The organism is Vibrio sp. CCB-PB317, from assembly GCF_022808245.1.
GTDB lineage: Bacteria > Pseudomonadota > Gammaproteobacteria > Enterobacterales > Vibrionaceae > Vibrio > Vibrio diabolicus.
This window is the reverse complement of the sequence record NZ_JALGNU010000001.1, coordinates 482,561-499,350: the sequence shown is the minus strand read 5'-3', so window position 1 is coordinate 499,350 and position 16,790 is coordinate 482,561. Positions and strand designations below refer to the sequence as shown.

Sequence of the window (16,790 nt, the reverse complement as noted above, 5' to 3'; positions counted from 1 at the left end):
AGAATGCCTGTCACCTAACATCTCCTGTAGGGTCATTCCAGCGAGCCTTAGCGAGACTAGGAATCTAATATCCGCACGCTGCGGGTAGATAGAGATACCTTTGACAACAAAGTACTCGTATAGAAGATCCTGAATCACGCTCCTCCGTCGCTTTCAGGATGATGGCAGGCCGGGATGGCCGCTCGCTGTTATACGAACGGCATTATCGTATTAACTACGCTGTATTAATCTCGAATTACTTTTCTAACACAGTAAAGCGCATGTTGTAGGCGTTCTTCTCATCGGCTTGATACTTTTCTGAGTAAGTTTCCTTAAACTCGTCTCCCCAATCTGGGAACTGAGTATCACCATCAATCGCGGCTTCAATGTGTGTTACATATAGTTTATTGGCCATCGGTAGGCAAGCTGCGTAAATCGCACCACCACCAATGATCATCACTTCTTCCACGTCACCAGCAACTTCTAAAGCTTGCTCAATCGATGTTACGGTAGTAACGCCTTCGATCTTTAGTGTCTCATCACGGCTGATAACAATATTCAAGCGACCAGGTAAAGGGCGACCAATAGACTCATAGGTTTTGCGTCCCATCACAACCGGTTTTCCCATGGTACAACGCTTAAACCAAGCGAAATCGGCGGGAAGATGCCAAGGCATTTGATTGTCTTTGCCAATGATGCGATTGTCGGCCATCGCGGCAATCATACTAATGATCATGTTAGGTCCTTATACAATTGGTCTGCGGCGATAGAATAACAGCCCTGGAACAGCAAGACCAACAGCTAAACCTGCAATAATAAACATGGCCTTAAGAAAGTTCTCCATACAAGTTGCAACGAGCTCAGGTGAATAACCGATATGGTTGATCTCAACCATGGCTATCATTGCTTTGTAAGCAAACACGCCAGGTACCATCGGGATCAAAGCTGCCACAGTGAACACTTTTGGGTGCGCGAGAAAGCGGCGAGACCAGTATACCCCGATCATTCCAACTAGCGTCGCGGCAAAAAAGGTCGCCCATTCAATGGGAATACCAAACTGCATCATCAAATAACGGCTGCCGTGTCCAATCGCGCCGCCAACAGCGCAATACACTAAAGCTCTTTGTGGCACGTTAAAAACCAGTGCAAATCCAACTGCGGGAATCGCAGCGAAAAACATGTCATTCAGCAGTCCAAGCATCAAATCAAACAAACTCATTAGATTGCCCACCCCCAAATTCCAGTAACGCTCATCGCAGCAACGATGCCCAAACACGTCGCCAACGTCAGTAAGCTGGCCATCACAAACCGGGCAATACCCATGTTAATGTGCCCTTTCAGCATGTCTGCCACCGAGTTAATCAACGGGAAACCCGGCACGAGCATTAATACCGACGATGCCATTGCAACGGTGGGCAGATTGCCGATTTGGTAGATTTCAGCTTGCGCAGAAATTAAGGTCGTGACAAAGGCGGTCGCTGCAAAGTTCAGTAACGGATTAAAGTGACGATGACCAATTTCTTGGCGAACGATCATGCCACCAGCTGATGCTAAAAAGGTCATAACAAATACCCCCCAATCGCCACCAGCCAGATGACTGAATGCCGCACATGACAAGCCAATCATAAACACCACCAGCCAGCGGTTATAACGCTCTGGACTGATGGCGTTCAGCTTTTTCTGCGCCATGGTTGCATCGAGCAGCCCACGCTCCATCATGATGCAGATACGTTGAATTTGCGTAATAACGCGCATATTAATGCCACGATCGGCACAACTTCGGGTGGTGGTGATGCAGTGTCCATCCATTACCGTCGTTACAACCAGTGCATTGGCTGATAGCGCAACCGCAACTTCATTAACCCCACAAGCAAGGCCAATACGGCGCATAATATCGCTCACCAGAGTACTTTCAGCACCATGAGCGAGTAGCATTTGCCCGGCTTGGGCAACAAGGCGAGAAATAGATCGTTGAGTGGATACCGCCAACTCTCCAGACGGTATGGTTTCTAGAGTCATAAATAAGTCTAATTCCTTTTAGGGTGTTGCTCATTCATACGCGAGAGGTCCAAACTAGCCCTCAAAAATCACGACGTATCGGCTATTGTGCCGTAAATCACACCATCTAAATATGATTTAGATACAAAAAAAGCCGCAATAAATAATTGCGGCTTAATGAATTATAGACAAACAGGCATTATTTGACGGTTCTGATTAGTCACGAACGTAGACAACGTGACCGTCATCTTCTTCATCGTCCCAGTCATCCCAATCGTCGTCGTCATCTTCAGTGATAACGTCTTTACCCGCCATCGCATCTTTATGGTAGTCATCCCACATGAAGTTAACTTTATCTTCTTCAGCCACCTCTTCCTCTTCGCGAGGTAGATTATCCATAAAGTCAGCCAGTTTGTAACAAAGCTCTTTAGTACCGTTGCGGTTGATCGCCGAGATCTTAAAGTACTCGTCTTCCCAGCCTAGTGCGTCTAAGATTTCTTGGATCTTCTCATTCGCTTCTTCTTCAGGCATTAAATCAACTTTGTTGAATACTAACCAGCGTGGCTTGCTTGCCAGTTTTTCACTGTATTGCTCTAGCTCATCAATGATCGTTAGTGCATTTTGCACCGGATCAGACTGATCAATTGGCATAATATCGATCATGTGCAGCAACACTCGGCAACGCTCTAAGTGCTTCAAGAATCGAATACCAAGACCAGCGCCATCTGCTGCACCTTCGATAAGACCTGGAATGTCTGCAACAACAAAGCTTTTCTCTGGTACGACACTCACTACGCCCAAGCTTGGGATCAACGTCGTGAATGGGTAATCAGCGACTTTTGGTTTTGCTGCTGAGACTGCGCGGATAAAGGTTGATTTACCTGCATTAGGTAGACCAAGCATACCAACGTCAGCAAGAAGCAATAGTTCAAGGCGAATTTCACGTACTTCACCTTTTGTGCCTAATGTTCTTTGACGAGGCGCGCGGTTTACTGAAGATTTGAAACGCGTGTTACCTAGACCATGCCAACCGCCTTTTGCGATCATCACTTTCTTACCGTGTTCAGCAACTTCTGCCACGATTTCATTTGTGTGGATATCCACTGCGCGCGTACCTACAGGCACACGAAGAACGATGTCTTTGCCACGTTTACCAGTACAGTTACCACCGCGGCCATTCTCACCACGCTCCGCTTCGTAGAAGCGCTGGAAACGATAATCAATCAGAGTGTTAAGGTTTTCATCGGCTTGGATATAAACATCACCACCGTCGCCACCATCACCGCCATCAGGGCCACCTTTAGTGATGAATTTTTCACGCCAGAAACTGACAACGCCGCTACCGCCGTCGCCAGCCTGAACTTTTACTACCGCTTCATCTACGAACTTCATCTTTTACTCCGACTACTTCGTGCGTGGATTAAATCTACTTTGTCATCTGACAATTTTAGCAGATGACAGATCTAAGCTCCCAGCCCACAAATAACGTGGAAACGAGAAACTTCGATATGTCGACTGCCATAAATAAAAAACCCCGCCGATTCGGCAGGGCTTTTGAATTCAGCTTAAAGCTATTAAGTAACTTGGTAAAAACCTAATTACTCAGCTTCGATGCTTACAAACTTACGGTTCTTAGGACCTTTCACTTCGAACTTCACTTTACCTTCAGTAAGAGCGAATAGAGTGTGGTCTTTACCGATACCTACGTTGTTACCAGCGTGGAACTTAGTACCACGTTGACGAACGATGATGTTACCTGCAAGTACAGATTCACCACCGAAACGCTTAACACCTAGACGTTTGCTTTCTGAATCGCGGCCGTTACGAGTAGAACCACCAGCTTTTTTGTGTGCCATTGTTAAACTCTCCTAATAGATTAAGCGTTGATACCAGTGATCTTCACTTCAGTGAACCACTGACGGTGACCCTGTTGCTTACGAGAGTGCTTACGACGACGGAACTTAACGATTTTAACTTTATCGCCACGACCGTGTTGTACAACTTCAGCAACAATTTTGCCGCCCTCTACAAGAGGAGCACCAACTTTGATGTCTTCGCCGTTAGCAACAAGAAGAACTTTATCAAATTCTACAGTTGCACCAGTTTCAACGTCTAATTTCTCTAAACGAAGAGTTTGACCTTCGCTTACACGGTGTTGTTTACCACCAGATTGGAAAACAGCGTACATATTTTACTCCGCTTTTTCCGCACAGCCTTTCTTGAGGGTGTGCGCTAAACTAATCATCAATAGGGCGCAGATTCTACAGAATAGATGCTCCTATGACAAGCCATATTTTGAAAAAATTGGCGAAAAGCTAATCGCCAAAGAAAAGTGCGGCAATCATGCCCTTTAGTAATGTATTAATCAACGTTTTTTAGTGTATTATTCGACAATTATATAAATCGAATAAGCCTTGCAGGGTCTAACTTCAGCCGGATATACGATGGATTTTAAAACTATCCAAGCGCTTACTGCCGATGACATGGCAAAAGTGAATGAAACAATTCAAGCCCAACTTAATTCTGATGTCTCTTTAATCAACCAGCTCGGTTTTTATATCGTGAGTGGTGGAGGCAAACGTCTGAGACCGCTTTTAGCGATACTGTCAGCCCGCGCACTTGGTTACCAAGGCAACGGTCATACAATGGCAGCTGCGTTTATTGAGTTCATCCATACAGCGACTTTGCTGCATGATGACGTGGTCGACGAATCAGACATGCGCCGCGGTAAAGCAACTGCGAATGCTGCATTTGGCAATGCTGCTAGCGTGTTAGTTGGGGACTTTATCTATACTCGCTCATTCCAAATGATGACGGAGCTAGGATCCATGAAGATCCTTAAGCTAATGAGCAACGCCGTAAACGTGATCGCCGAAGGTGAAGTTCAGCAGTTGATGAACTGTAACGATCCTGACACGACAGAAGAAAGCTACATGCAAGTCATCTACTCTAAGACGGCACGCTTATTTGAGTCTGCAACTCAAATTGGCGCAATCTTAAACGATGCTCCTGAGCATGTTGAAATCGCAATGCAAAATTACGGTAAGTATTTGGGTACTGCGTTTCAGCTTATTGATGACGTCATGGATTACACCTCTGATGGCGAAGACATGGGTAAAAATGTGGGGGATGATTTGGCTGAAGGCAAGCCAACTTTGCCTCTACTTCACGCTATGCGTAATACCACGCCAGACAATGCCCTCATGATTCGCGAAGCAATTGAGAAGGCCAATGGCATGGATCGCTTAGAAGAAATTCTCGCGGTGATGAAAGAGGCCGGATCTCTGGAATACACGACGCAAAAAGCACTAGAAGAAGCAGACAAAGCAATCGAAGAACTATCAGTATTGCCGGAATCTGAATACAAGCAAGCGCTTATTACTCTGGCTCATGTCGCGGTACAACGCACGAAGTAATCATAGCAACCCATAACGCAAGACTTAAAACAAAAAGGAAGAGCAAGCTCTTCCTTTTTTGTATCTGATACCTAATGCCGTGATAGGCGCTAGTAATATCTGTCACTACCGCCATGCAGTTGTGGGTCATCTTCTATTTCATCAAAGCTAACCGCAATCTGCTGATCAGAGCCTTGTTTCGACAACAGTACAGTCTCTGCTTCACGGTCGACCACCAATATCGTACCTACGCCCTGCTGGCACTCAACAACCATGCCTTTACGGATTCGACTTGCTTCCATCATCTTCTCCTTCACCACGTTGTTTTGATCAAGTAATCTTACGAAGCAGAGAAGCCAAAGATCAAAAAAGCCGATCATTTTGATCGGCTTTCTTCTTATTCGAGCTTTCTAGATTACTTTGCGAATTCAACACCAATGTTGATGTCGCCATTTAGTGTTTCTAGCATACCGTCTAGTGCAGACTTTTCGTAGTCGCTGAGTTTGCCGTAGCTTAGTACTTCTTCTACGCCTTCTTTACCCAGTTTCACAGGCTGTGCGAAGTAAGTCGCATGTTCACCGTCGCCTTCAACGTATGCACATTCAACTACGCCTTCTTCACCTTGAAGAGCACGAACTAGAGACAGACCAAAGCGACATGCAGCTTGGCCCATTGATAGTGTTGCACTACCACCACCCGCTTTCGCTTCTACAACTTCGGTACCTGCGTTTTGAATACGTTTCGTTAATGCTTCTACTTCTTCAGCTGTAAACTCAACGCCTTCTACTTGAGACAGTAGAGGTAAGATCGTTACGCCAGAGTGACCACCGATAACAGGTACGCGAATGTCACCTGGATCTTTGTCTTTTAGCTCTGCAACGAATGTTTCTGAACGGATAACGTCAAGTGTTGTTACACCGAACAAGCGACGCTTATCGTAAACACCCGCTTTCTTAAGTACTTCAGCGGCAATTGGCACTGTTGTATTTACCGGGTTTGTGATGATACCAACACAAGCTTTCGGACAAACAACCGCAATCTTCTCCGCTAGCGACTTAACGATACCAGCATTTACATTGAATAGATCCGCGCGATCCATACCAGGCTTACGAGCAACACCTGCAGAAATCAGCACAACATCCGCACCTTCTAGTGCTGGAGTAGGATCTTCACCCGCGTAACCTTTGATAGAAACTGGCGTCGGGATGTGGCTAAGATCAGCAGCCACACCAGGAGTTACTGGAGCAATATCGTATAGGGCTAAATCAGAACCAGCAGGAAGACGGTTCTTAAGTAGAAGGGCCAGGGCTTGACCGATGCCACCAGCGGCACCAATAACGGCTACTTTCATGTAGTTCTCCTTGAGAGTATTTCTCTTATAAACGTATTCGTAGGGTAGTTTGTAACCAACTTAAATAAAGCTATCGGAATCACAACTTGATTACAATCAATTAACGCTAGCTTTGCGACCTCGCGCAACTCGCTGTTACCGTGCTACAAATGGGGCTTGGATTATTCTTTTATTCTGTTGAAATGACAAGGAATTCAAGAAAACAAAAACAGCCCTACTTCATATAGTTAAAGAATTCCATGTGGTATATAGTTTACAGTGACGTAACTAACATAATACTGGGACTCTTTGGCACCGCATGAATATATATGCGAGAATATGCAAAATTGCTGACCCGTAATAAGAGATTCGTAATGACTATGCGCAATTCAGAAAAACAAGACAACTTAGTCCGCGCCTTTAAAGCCCTGTTAAAAGAAGAGAGCTTTGGCTCACAGGGTGAGATTGTTGATGCTCTCAAACAACAAGGATTTGAAAGCATTAACCAATCGAAAGTATCACGCATGCTGACTAAATTTGGCGCCGTCCGCACACGCAATGCAAAAATGGAAATGGTTTACTGCCTTCCTGCTGAGCTAGGCGTACCAACTGTAAGCAGCTCTTTGCGTGAACTGGTGCTAGACATTGACCATAACGCGGCATTAGTTGTTATCCATACTGGCCCTGGTGCAGCGCAGTTGATTGCTCGCTTGCTTGACTCACTGGGTAAATCCGAAGGTATTCTTGGTGTTGTTGCAGGTGATGACACTATCTTTATCACTCCAACGATGGCGATTACGACTGAACAGTTGTTCAAATCAGTGTGTGAACTGTTCGAATACACTGGCTAAGTTCTTTCACATTTAGATCAGCTAACTCTTTGTGGGCTATAAAAGAAATCTCATTTTGTAGCCCATGATTTATGTAAATTTTTTGCTTATCCAGACCATTATTTAACCACCTATTTTGTGATTAACATCACGCAATTGATCTTTTTCACTTCGTTCACTTAATACTTATTAAGTGTTTGTTATAAAAAGAATTAAATCACAAATCTAACACTATCCTCCTGCACAAGATTCAGACTTATCAACTATAACATTTAACAATTGGATAATTTTCTGCCAATTTTTTGTTATGATTCGCTCGCTTTTTCAAACGATTGGATTGGAAAAGATGCCGTTTCCAAATAGGAAACTCCAGAAGTGATTTATGGTTATTTCCGGGTAAATAATGAATATAAGGAAGGGAAATTCATGGCATTTAACAAACTTCTCAAAGTAGGCGCTATCGCTGCAGCAGTAATGGGTGCAGGCGCAGTTAACGCTCAAGAGTTTATTACTATCGGTACTGGCTCTGTTACAGGTGTTTACTACCCTACTGGTGGTGCTATCTGTAAATTGGTCAATAAAGGTCGTAAAGAACACAACATTCGTTGTTCAGTAGAATCGACTGGCGGCTCTATTTACAACGTTAACACTATCCGTGCTGGCGAGTTAGATTTTGGTATCGTGCAATCGGATTGGCAGTACCACGGCTACAATGGTACGAGTAAGTTTGCGGAACAAGGCCCGTACAAAAAGCTACGTGCAATGTTCTCTCTTCATACAGAACCTTTCAACATCATTGCTCGTGCAGATTCAGGTATCGAAAACGTTGAAGACCTAAAAGGTAAGCGCGTAAACATCGGTAACCCTGGCTCAGGTGACCGTGCAACCATGGGCGTTGTTATGGAAGCGATGGGCTGGACAAACGACAGCTTCAAATTGGCCTCTGAGCTAAAGGGCTCTGAGCGTTCTCAAGCACTTTGTGACAACAAAATTGACGCATTCATTTACATGGTGGGTCACCCGAACGGTTCAATCAAAGAAGCAACAACATCATGTGATGCTAAGCTAGTTTCTGCAACAGGCCCGAAAATCGATAAGATTGTTGCTGATAACCCATACTACGCCTTTAGCTCAGTGCCAGCTGGCATGTATCGTGGCACAGACAAAGACGTAAACAGCTTTGGTGTTGCAGCAACGATGGTTACAACAGCAGACGTTTCAGACGATGTCGCTTACAACGTTGCAAAAGCCGTGTTTGAAAACTTCGATACGTTCAAACGTCTACACCCTGCGTTTGCAAACCTGAAAAAAGAAGACATGGTGAAAGCGGGTCTATCTATCCCTCTTCACCCAGGTGCAGAAAAATACTACAAAGAAGTGGGTCTACTTAAGTAACTTCCTCAGACTCCAAACTCACAGGCAGGAAAAGATGGTTTTCTGCCTGTTTGAGCATGCAGGTTGTAGCACGTGCTAACTGCATGCTTCATTCGCCAGTTTTCTTCCGAAAATTGCGAGTTCATACCCAAGAAAAACTTAAACGCCGCCTAGCAGAGTCTCCAAAATTCAACACTTTGAGTTCAGGCAGCAAAATACTCGAAAGCAAACTTCGCTCCATTCGCTACACTGATAAAGGCGAAGTGTGGTTCTCGATAAAAATCCGACAGGACCATCAATAATAAGGAAAAAGTACATGGCGACGAATCAAGCTCCGTCACAAGATGTGCAAGAAATGGTGGCTCAGGCAGACACAGGTGCACGTAGCCCCTCGGGAATGCAAGGACGAATCCTTTGGTTTGTTCCTCTGTGTTGGTCACTATTTCAATTATGGTACGCATCTCCGCTACCATTTATTTTTAATTTCGGCGTACTGAACGACACGGAAGCGCGATCAATCCACCTCACTTTCGCGATCTTCTTGGCTTTCACTGCTTATCCAGCGATGAAAAATTCCCCTCGCGATCATATCCCTCTTGTCGATTGGATATTGGCGCTAGCAGGTAGTTTTTCTGCGGCATATATTTACCTTTTTTATACCGAGCTAGCTGGACGTTCCGGTGCACCAACAACGGTAGATATCGTCGTTGCTGTCATCGGTATGGTTCTCCTTTTAGAAGCAACACGCCGAGCGCTCGGTCCACCACTGATGGTGGTTGCTGCTATCTTCCTTACTTACACCTTTGCCGGCCCTTACATGCCCGATGTCATCGCGCATAAAGGAGCGAGCTTAAACAAGGCTATGTCTCACTTATGGCTAACAACGGAAGGTGTATTCGGTGTCGCATTAGGCGTTTCAACCTCTTTTGTGTTCTTGTTTGTATTGTTTGGCGCCATGCTGGAACGCGCTGGCGCAGGTGCTTACTTCATTAAAGTCGCCTTTTCTTTACTGGGTCATATGAAAGGTGGTCCTGCAAAAGCGGCCGTTGTTGCATCTGGTTTATCCGGGCTTGTTTCTGGCTCTTCAATCGCAAACGTGGTAACCACTGGTACCTTTACCATCCCATTGATGAAACGTGTCGGTTTTCCGGGCACCAAAGCGGGAGCCGTTGAAGTTGCTGCCTCAACCAATGGTCAGTTAACGCCACCAATCATGGGCGCGGCGGCATTCTTGATGGTGGAATATGTCGGTATCTCCTACGTTGAAGTGATTAAGGCTGCCCTACTTCCGGCACTTATCTCTTACATCGCTTTGATTTACATCGTTCACCTTGAGGCGTGTAAAGCGGGTATGACAGGTCTTCCTCGTCGCCACAACCCAACGTTAGTACAAAGTTTGCTTTCCTTTACTGGCACAATCTTAGGACTGTGTGTGATCAGCGCATTGGTTTACTACGGAGTGGGTTGGACGAAAGATGTCTTTGGTGATGCCGCGACGCCAATTGTTACGGTTGCCCTGTTAATTGCGTACGTTGGCTTGGTGAAGATCTCAGCAAATCACGTGCAAGATGGCGCAATTGAGATTGATGCAGAGTTAACAGAAGTACCTGATCCTGGCCCAACGGTTAAATCTGGTTTGCACTATCTACTGCCTATCGTTGTATTGGTTTGGTGTCTGACTGTAGAGCGCTTCTCGCCAGGTCTTTCAGCATTCTGGGCAACGGTGTTCATGATTTTCATTTTGCTGACTCAGCGTCCATTGATTGCTCTGTTATCAAAGCAAGGTGACATGATGCAGCAAACCAAAGATGGCTTCGTCGATCTGGCTGAGAGCTTAGTTGCTGGCGCTCGTAACATGATTGGTATCGGCGTTGCAACGGCAGCGGCAGGTACCGTGGTTGGTGTTGTCACGCTGACGGGTATCGGCCTAGTGATGACCGACTTCGTCGAGTTTATCTCTGGCGGTAGCATCATTCTTATGCTGCTGTTTACTGCAATAATCAGCTTGGTTCTTGGGATGGGTCTACCGACAACGGCGAACTACATCGTCGTCTCTACGTTGATGGCACCGGTTATTGTCACGCTAGGTGCGGCACATGGCTTGATCATCCCACTCATTGCGGTGCACTTGTTCGTGTTCTACTTTGGTATTTTGGCCGACGACACCCCACCCGTAGGTCTTGCGGCATTTGCGGCGGCTGCGATTGCTAAATCAGACCCAATTCGTACAGGTATCCAAGGCTTTACTTACGATATTCGAACCGCCATTTTGCCATTCATGTTTGTGTTCAATACCCAGCTACTGTTGATGGGGATAGACTCTTGGTGGCATTTAGCACTCACTGTCATCTCATCGATCATTGCGATGCTGATCTTCTCCGCCGCAACACAAGGATGGTGGTTCACGCGTAACAAGTGGTGGGAAACCGTTCTATTATTAGTACTGACATTTTCGTTTTTCCGTCCTGGTTTTTGGTGGGACATGCTGTATCCAGCGAAAGTTCTTTCTCCTGGCGTTGAGGTAGCTCAAATCACGGAAACGCTAAATGTAGGAGAATCATTGGAGCTACGTGTTGCCGGCGAAAACCTTGAGGGCGACTACATCGAGAAAACGGTTCGTCTTCCATTCGAAGACAGTGCGACAACAGCGGAAGCACGTATTTCGTCTATGGGTCTGATGCTGACCGAAAGCGACAACAAAATGATTGTCGATATGGTCGAGTTTGGTAGCCCGGCAGAGTCTGCAGGTATCGACTTTGATTGGGAGATCAAGTGGGTTATCCAAGATGCAGAACGTCCGATGAAAGAATGGGTATTTGTGCCATGCTTAATGATTTTGCTGGTGCTTGCCATGAACCAAAAACGTCGTGCTCGTAAGGAACAATTGAGCGCATAACCGATTTGGCCCCGAGGAAGGGGCCTTAGTGAGAGACATTGAATGTACAAACAAATTCTTGTTCCGGTTGATCTAAATGACCAAGGCTTTTCAGACCGAGCGGTTGAACTAGCGGTTTGGCAGGCAAAGCAAGCGAATGCACAAATCCACCTTCTAACAGTATTACCTGGTATTCACATGTCGATGGTTGCTACATACTTCCCAAAAGATGCAGCAGCCAAAATGAAGCAAGACGTGAAGCAGCAATTAAAAGCTTTCGCCAATAAGCATATTGCTGAAGATGTTGTGTACCAAGTGCATGTTGCTGAGGGCAAAGCCTACGCGACGATTCTTGATTATGCAGAGCGCTTGGGCGCTGATCTCATCATTATGCCAAGTCACAAGCGTTCTAAAATCAATAAAGTAATGCTTGGCTCTGTCGCAAGTAAGGTCGTGGAATATTCTCCAATCAATGTGATGGTCGTGAAACCGCAAGGTTAAACAACTAAAGAAACGAAAAAGGACGCTAACATTAGCGTCCTTTTTATATTGAACAAGTAAGGATTATGCCATTACTGGGTAATCGGTATAACCTTCTGCTCCACCTAAATAAAAGTGCTCAGGTTTTGCCTCATTAAGAGGTGCATTTTTCTTAAATCGCTCAACTAAATCAGGGTTGGCGATAAATGGAACGCCAAATGCGACCACATCAACTTGATTTTCTGCAATTGCCGTTGTCGCTTCTTGTGCACTGTAGCCCACGTTGGCCATTAGGTAACCTTGATAGTTTTCGCGTGCTGGCTTGAGAACATCTGCTTTTTGTACGCCCTTTAGATCCGCACGCATCACGTGCCAATAAGCAAGATCGAAAGCATTAAGTTGCTTAGCTAAGTAACGAACCAAGCCAACCGGATCGCTGTCTTTCATGTCATTAAATCCATTTAATGGTGATGTGCGCAGCCCTACTCTTCCAGGTCCCCATACCTCGACCACTTCTTTAACTATCTCAAGTAAGAAACGAGCACGATTTTCGACCGAGCCACCGTACTCATCAGTACGTAAATTCGAACCATCACGAAGAAAGTTATCGATAAGATAACCATTGGCGCCATGTATCTCCACACCATCAAAGCCTGCTTTCTTGGCGTTTTCCGCACCTTGCTTAAACGCCGCCACAATAGAAGCTATCTCATCCACTTCGAGTGCTCGTGGTACCGTATATGCTTGCTTACCGGAAGGGGTATGGACTAACTCATCACGAATGGCTAGTGCGCTCGCTGCAACAGGCGTTTTCCCATCATTCAGTTCAGGATGACAAGCGCGTCCCGCATGCCAAATTTGCAATACGATCTTACCGCCTCTCTCATGAACCGCATCCGTTACCTTTTTCCAAGCTGCAATTTGTTCTTCGTTATAAATGCCCGGTTCTGCCATAAAAGCAGACGTTCCTTCCATCACCATGGTGCATTCAGCAATGATAAGTCCAGCACTCGCGCGTTGAGCATAGTACTCAACCATAAGGTCATTCGGGATATGATCTGCGCTGGCACGAGCGCGCGTTAAAGGGGCCATAATGGCACGGTTATCTAATGCTAATTGACCGAGTTCGATAGGAGAAAATAAGTCTACAGAGTTGGACATGTTGTTTACCTCAAATGACAATAACTTGATGGCTAAGGATGAAGAGCCAGACTATAATCAGATCAATATTGAAACAATATGGATAATTGAAAGTGATTGTTCGAAATTTAGAAACAATTGACTTTAGGACGCTCTCTATCTTTGTCACAAGCTGTCGACTACTGAGCTTAACCAAGTGTGCGGCGGAGTTAAACCTACCAAAATCTACTGTTAGTAAAGCCATAACCAAACTCGAACAACACTTTGAAGCCAAGCTCCTAGAGCGCACGACCCGAAAGTTGGTGATTACCGAAGCTGGTCAAATGGTTTTAGAGCGTGCTGCAAGCTTAGTTGAGGAATTTCACTCGATTGGTCAAGACGTTCAGGAAATGGAACAGCAGATCCAAGGTCGGCTTCGCATTGCTGCGCCGCCAGCCTTGGATGCGTATATGGCTGAGCACATCTTTTTACCATTTTTAAAACAATGGCCAAAAGTACAAATTGCGTTAGAAGCATCGAACGATTTTGTTGATCTGTTTTCACACGGTTTTGATATGGCAATTCGAGTCGGCCAGATCGTCGATGATCGACTGATTGCTAAAAAATTGGGTTACACCACCCGAGTATTGGCCGCCAGTCCTGAGTATTTAGCTGAGTGTGGCGTACCTAAAACGCCAGAAGATCTGACAACACACAACTGTTTGAGATATCAGTATGTTTCAGAGATAGGCCCTTGGACGTTGATTTCGCAGGACAACACGGTCAACGTCTCAGTAAGCAGTAACTTCTCTAGCACCACCGTAGAAGCGGTATTAAAAGGCGCGCTCAAAGGATTGGGAATCGCTAACTTACCTATGCAAAACATGACGCAAGAGCTGGAAAATGGCTCCTTAGTCAGAGTCTTACCTCAATGGCACACGGTACCAATGCCCATTTATTTAGTCTATCGTCCTGGCGCAAACCGAACGCGACGAGTACAAGCGATGATTGACCATATCATGAGCCTAAGATCTCAATTTGAATTTGGTCCTCGACATGGTTTGTGTTGCGGAGAAGCATAACCCAGCCACCATTGAGCATTAGCGTGCGGCTCGGATAAATGCCGCAAGCTTCTCACTAGCATGCTGCTCACTCAATGCAGACATACTATCCGCCGCTTCCACTTTGCCATCAGCCACAAACACAAAGTGGCTGGCAATGGCTTTGGCATCGCTTAAATGGTGCGTGACCATCAATACGGTTATTCCCCGCTCTGCCGCCAGTTTTTTTACCAAGCTCAGCATCTCTTCACGTAAAACCGGATCAAGCGCCGAGAAAGGCTCATCCAACAGCCACATGGGATGAGGCTGAACAAAACAACGCGCCAAGGCAACACGTTGACGCTGCCCTCCAGAAAGGTGCTCAGGCAAACGGTCGAGGTACTCTGCAACGCCAACTTGCTGCGCAGCTTGTTCAACCTGACGTTTTTGGTCTACCGTGAGCTTTAGCCCTGGGTGTAAACCTAAGCCAATGTTGTCACGCACCGACAAGTGAGAAAACAAGTTATGCTCTTGGAACAGCATGGAGAAAGGACGCTGATAAGGCTCTTTACGCACAATAGACTCACCATCAACCCGAATGTCACCTTGGTCAGGATGGATAAACCCAGCCACCAACGCTAGCAACGTCGATTTTCCAGCCCCACTTGGTCCCATCAGCGACACTATCTGACCTTGCTCAATCGTTAAGTCAAAACGAAACAGTTCACGTTGGTAGGTGTACTGCACATCATCCAACACTAACATTACGCTCTCTCCTTCGTTTTCAATACTTTCTCAATCAAGGCAAAACAGCCCACACTCAACAACAATAGGGTCACCGATACCACCGCTGCTGCGTCCATCTGATAACTGCCAAGCAACTGGAACAAATACAGAGGTAAGGTACGAAACTCTTGTCCACCAAACAGTGCGATGGCACTTAAATCCCCTATTGCAAACATAAAGCTAATCGCAAACGCATGTGCAAACGGCTTGCGTAGCGCCTGCCACTCCACCACTTTAAAGCGTTGCCAACCACGCATGCCTAAGCTGGCACATACATACTGATACTGTTGCTCAATGTGCAGCATCGGTTGCGCTAGCGTTTTGATCACGTAAGGCAAAGCCATCAAACCGTTCACCAAAATCACGACAAAAAATGCCAAGCTAAAAACATCGGTAAATGCGCGCAGTAGTAAGAATAAACCGGTGCTAATCACCAGACCTGGAGTCACCAAAATAATGGTGCCGATTAACTCAATCTGATCGGCTCGCGTGTTTTTGTACTGCAACCGCCAACGGCGACTGGTCAATAGTATGGACACCCCTGCAGCGACCGCAAGCGCACTGGCTAACCCTGCCACTTTGAGTGAGTTAGATAACGCAGACCAAAAACGTTCATCGGTTAACACCGTCCAAACTTGTTGGTTGATGCCACTCAGTAACACCATCAATAACGGTGGTATCACCAGTAAAAAGGCACCTATGATCCAAAAGCTATCCCAAGCTTTTGACCACCCATGATCCTTCGTTAAATATTGCTGTACCGATGTGCTGCCAGCACTGATAGAAACAGGCTTTGTTAACTTCTGCACTCCAATCGCAAGCAGTCCACATAACAGCATCTGCCACAGCGCCAATAACGCCCCAGCTTGTAAATCAAAATCAAACTTAATCGCTTGGTAAATTGCCAATTCAATGGTGGTGGATTTTGGCCCGCCCCCCAATGCCATTACAGTGGCGAAACTGGTAAAACACAGCATAAATACCAAACCACAAACGTGGGGAAGTTGCTGTCTTAAACGCGGCCATTCCACCCAACGAAACTTATTCCAATGGTTCATACCTAAATGCGCACACAGCTTATGTTGCTCGGCAGGAATAGATTCTAATGCTTGCAACAGCAAGCGCGCCGCGTAAGGTAAATTAAAGAACACATGGGCGAGTAAAATGCCGTTCAAACCGTAAATAGAAAATGGCAGTTTGCTATCGAAACTCTGTAGCCACTGCGCTAACAAACCGCTGTTGCCATAAATCGCTAATAGCCCGAAAACACCAACCAAAACAGGCAAAACTAGCGTCGATGCAAACAGCTTAAGCAGTAATGACTTACCCCAAAATTGGCGACGTGAAAGCGCGTGCGCAACTGGAATGGCAAAGCCAACACTGAGCAATGTGGAAAGAAAAGCTTGGTAGAAGCTGAACTTGGTGACATGTTGATAATACGGGTCGTCCCATACCACTGACACATCAAGTGAAGGGGCTTGAACAATCAAAGCACCTAGCGCAGAAACAACAAAGGTCGCGATGATCATCGCGACCCCTAAACCTATTTTTGGAACAGAATTCAAAGGTAAAACCTATCTCATT

17 protein-coding genes are annotated in these 16,790 nt (G+C 45.8%); 6 read left to right on the top strand and 11 right to left on the bottom strand.

The window, feature by feature from the left end; translation table 11 throughout:
• Positions 1-235 precede the first annotated feature (235 nt).
• From folA to rplU, 6 genes are all read right to left on the bottom strand, one after another.
• Entirely contained in the window at positions 236-715 is a 480-nt protein-coding gene (gene folA, locus MTR11_RS02440) for a type 3 dihydrofolate reductase (protein ID WP_243326969.1), read from the bottom strand.
• A 9-nt stretch (positions 716-724) separates the two neighbouring features.
• The gene (locus tag MTR11_RS02435; protein ID WP_005392295.1) at positions 725-1,198 is read right to left on the bottom strand and encodes a threonine/serine exporter family protein; all 474 of its coding nucleotides are present in this window, start codon (positions 1,196-1,198) and stop codon (positions 725-727) included.
• Complete coding sequence (locus tag MTR11_RS02430; protein ID WP_005392296.1) at positions 1,198-1,998, bottom strand: threonine/serine exporter family protein; 801 nt, start codon at positions 1,996-1,998, stop codon at positions 1,198-1,200. The genes MTR11_RS02435 and MTR11_RS02430 overlap by 1 nt, the downstream gene beginning before the upstream one ends.
• Positions 1,999-2,193: 195 nt before the next feature.
• On the bottom strand, positions 2,194-3,369 hold the full coding sequence (cgtA, locus tag MTR11_RS02425) for an Obg family GTPase CgtA (protein ID WP_005383091.1): 1,176 nt from the start codon (positions 3,367-3,369) through the stop codon (positions 2,194-2,196).
• 206 nt (positions 3,370-3,575) lie between these two features.
• On the bottom strand, positions 3,576-3,833 hold the full coding sequence (gene rpmA, locus MTR11_RS02420; RefSeq protein ID WP_005383095.1) for a 50S ribosomal protein L27: 258 nt from the start codon (positions 3,831-3,833) through the stop codon (positions 3,576-3,578).
• Between the two features lie 20 nt (positions 3,834-3,853).
• A complete protein-coding gene (gene rplU, locus MTR11_RS02415; RefSeq protein WP_005383096.1) occupies positions 3,854-4,165 on the bottom strand; it encodes a 50S ribosomal protein L21 in 312 nt (103 codons plus the stop codon).
• Between the two features lie 256 nt (positions 4,166-4,421).
• Between rplU and ispB the strand changes: the two genes are divergently transcribed.
• Positions 4,422-5,393 carry an octaprenyl diphosphate synthase gene (gene ispB, locus MTR11_RS02410; RefSeq protein ID WP_005392297.1) on the top strand — a complete coding sequence of 324 codons (972 nt, stop codon included), beginning with the start codon at positions 4,422-4,424 and terminating at the stop codon, positions 5,391-5,393.
• Between the two features lie 89 nt (positions 5,394-5,482).
• Here ispB and MTR11_RS02405 read toward each other — a convergent pair whose 3' ends face one another.
• Together MTR11_RS02405 and mdh are read right to left on the bottom strand one after the other, a co-directional pair.
• Positions 5,483-5,674 carry a hypothetical protein gene (locus MTR11_RS02405; RefSeq protein WP_005392299.1) on the bottom strand — a complete coding sequence of 64 codons (192 nt, stop codon included), beginning with the start codon at positions 5,672-5,674 and terminating at the stop codon, positions 5,483-5,485.
• A gap of 113 nt (positions 5,675-5,787) precedes the next feature.
• Positions 5,788-6,723 carry a malate dehydrogenase gene (gene mdh, locus MTR11_RS02400; protein WP_005392300.1) on the bottom strand — a complete coding sequence of 312 codons (936 nt, stop codon included), beginning with the start codon at positions 6,721-6,723 and terminating at the stop codon, positions 5,788-5,790.
• A 359-nt stretch (positions 6,724-7,082) separates the two neighbouring features.
• Between mdh and argR the strand changes: the two genes are divergently transcribed.
• From argR to MTR11_RS02380, 4 genes are all read left to right on the top strand, one after another.
• Complete coding sequence (gene argR, locus MTR11_RS02395; RefSeq protein ID WP_031780246.1) at positions 7,083-7,553, top strand: transcriptional regulator ArgR; 471 nt, start codon at positions 7,083-7,085, stop codon at positions 7,551-7,553.
• A 405-nt stretch (positions 7,554-7,958) separates the two neighbouring features.
• The gene (locus MTR11_RS02390; RefSeq protein WP_005392302.1) at positions 7,959-8,927 is read left to right on the top strand and encodes a TAXI family TRAP transporter solute-binding subunit; all 969 of its coding nucleotides are present in this window, start codon (positions 7,959-7,961) and stop codon (positions 8,925-8,927) included.
• A 295-nt stretch (positions 8,928-9,222) separates the two neighbouring features.
• Positions 9,223-11,802, top strand: a complete 2,580-nt coding sequence (locus MTR11_RS02385; protein WP_243326968.1) for a TRAP transporter permease — start codon at positions 9,223-9,225, stop codon at positions 11,800-11,802.
• Between the two features lie 42 nt (positions 11,803-11,844).
• Positions 11,845-12,282 (top strand): universal stress protein, encoded by a 438-nt coding sequence (locus tag MTR11_RS02380; RefSeq protein ID WP_005392306.1) that lies wholly within the window; start codon positions 11,845-11,847, stop codon positions 12,280-12,282.
• 63 nt (positions 12,283-12,345) lie between these two features.
• Here the strand turns inward: MTR11_RS02380 and MTR11_RS02375 are convergent, their stop codons facing one another.
• The gene (locus MTR11_RS02375) at positions 12,346-13,422 is read right to left on the bottom strand and encodes an alkene reductase (RefSeq protein WP_005392308.1); all 1,077 of its coding nucleotides are present in this window, start codon (positions 13,420-13,422) and stop codon (positions 12,346-12,348) included.
• A gap of 92 nt (positions 13,423-13,514) precedes the next feature.
• Here MTR11_RS02375 and MTR11_RS02370 point away from each other — a divergent pair, with 92 nt between their 5' ends.
• Entirely contained in the window at positions 13,515-14,462 is a 948-nt protein-coding gene (locus MTR11_RS02370; RefSeq protein WP_104974545.1) for a LysR family transcriptional regulator, read from the top strand.
• 18 nt (positions 14,463-14,480) lie between these two features.
• Here the strand turns inward: MTR11_RS02370 and thiQ are convergent, their stop codons facing one another.
• A complete protein-coding gene (gene thiQ, locus MTR11_RS02365; protein WP_046874040.1) occupies positions 14,481-15,185 on the bottom strand; it encodes a thiamine ABC transporter ATP-binding protein in 705 nt (234 codons plus the stop codon).
• Positions 15,185-16,771, bottom strand: coding sequence for a thiamine/thiamine pyrophosphate ABC transporter permease ThiP (thiP, locus tag MTR11_RS02360; protein WP_104974546.1), 1,587 nt, complete (start codon positions 16,769-16,771; stop codon positions 15,185-15,187). The genes thiQ and thiP overlap by 1 nt, the downstream gene beginning before the upstream one ends.
• Positions 16,772-16,790 lie beyond the last annotated feature (19 nt).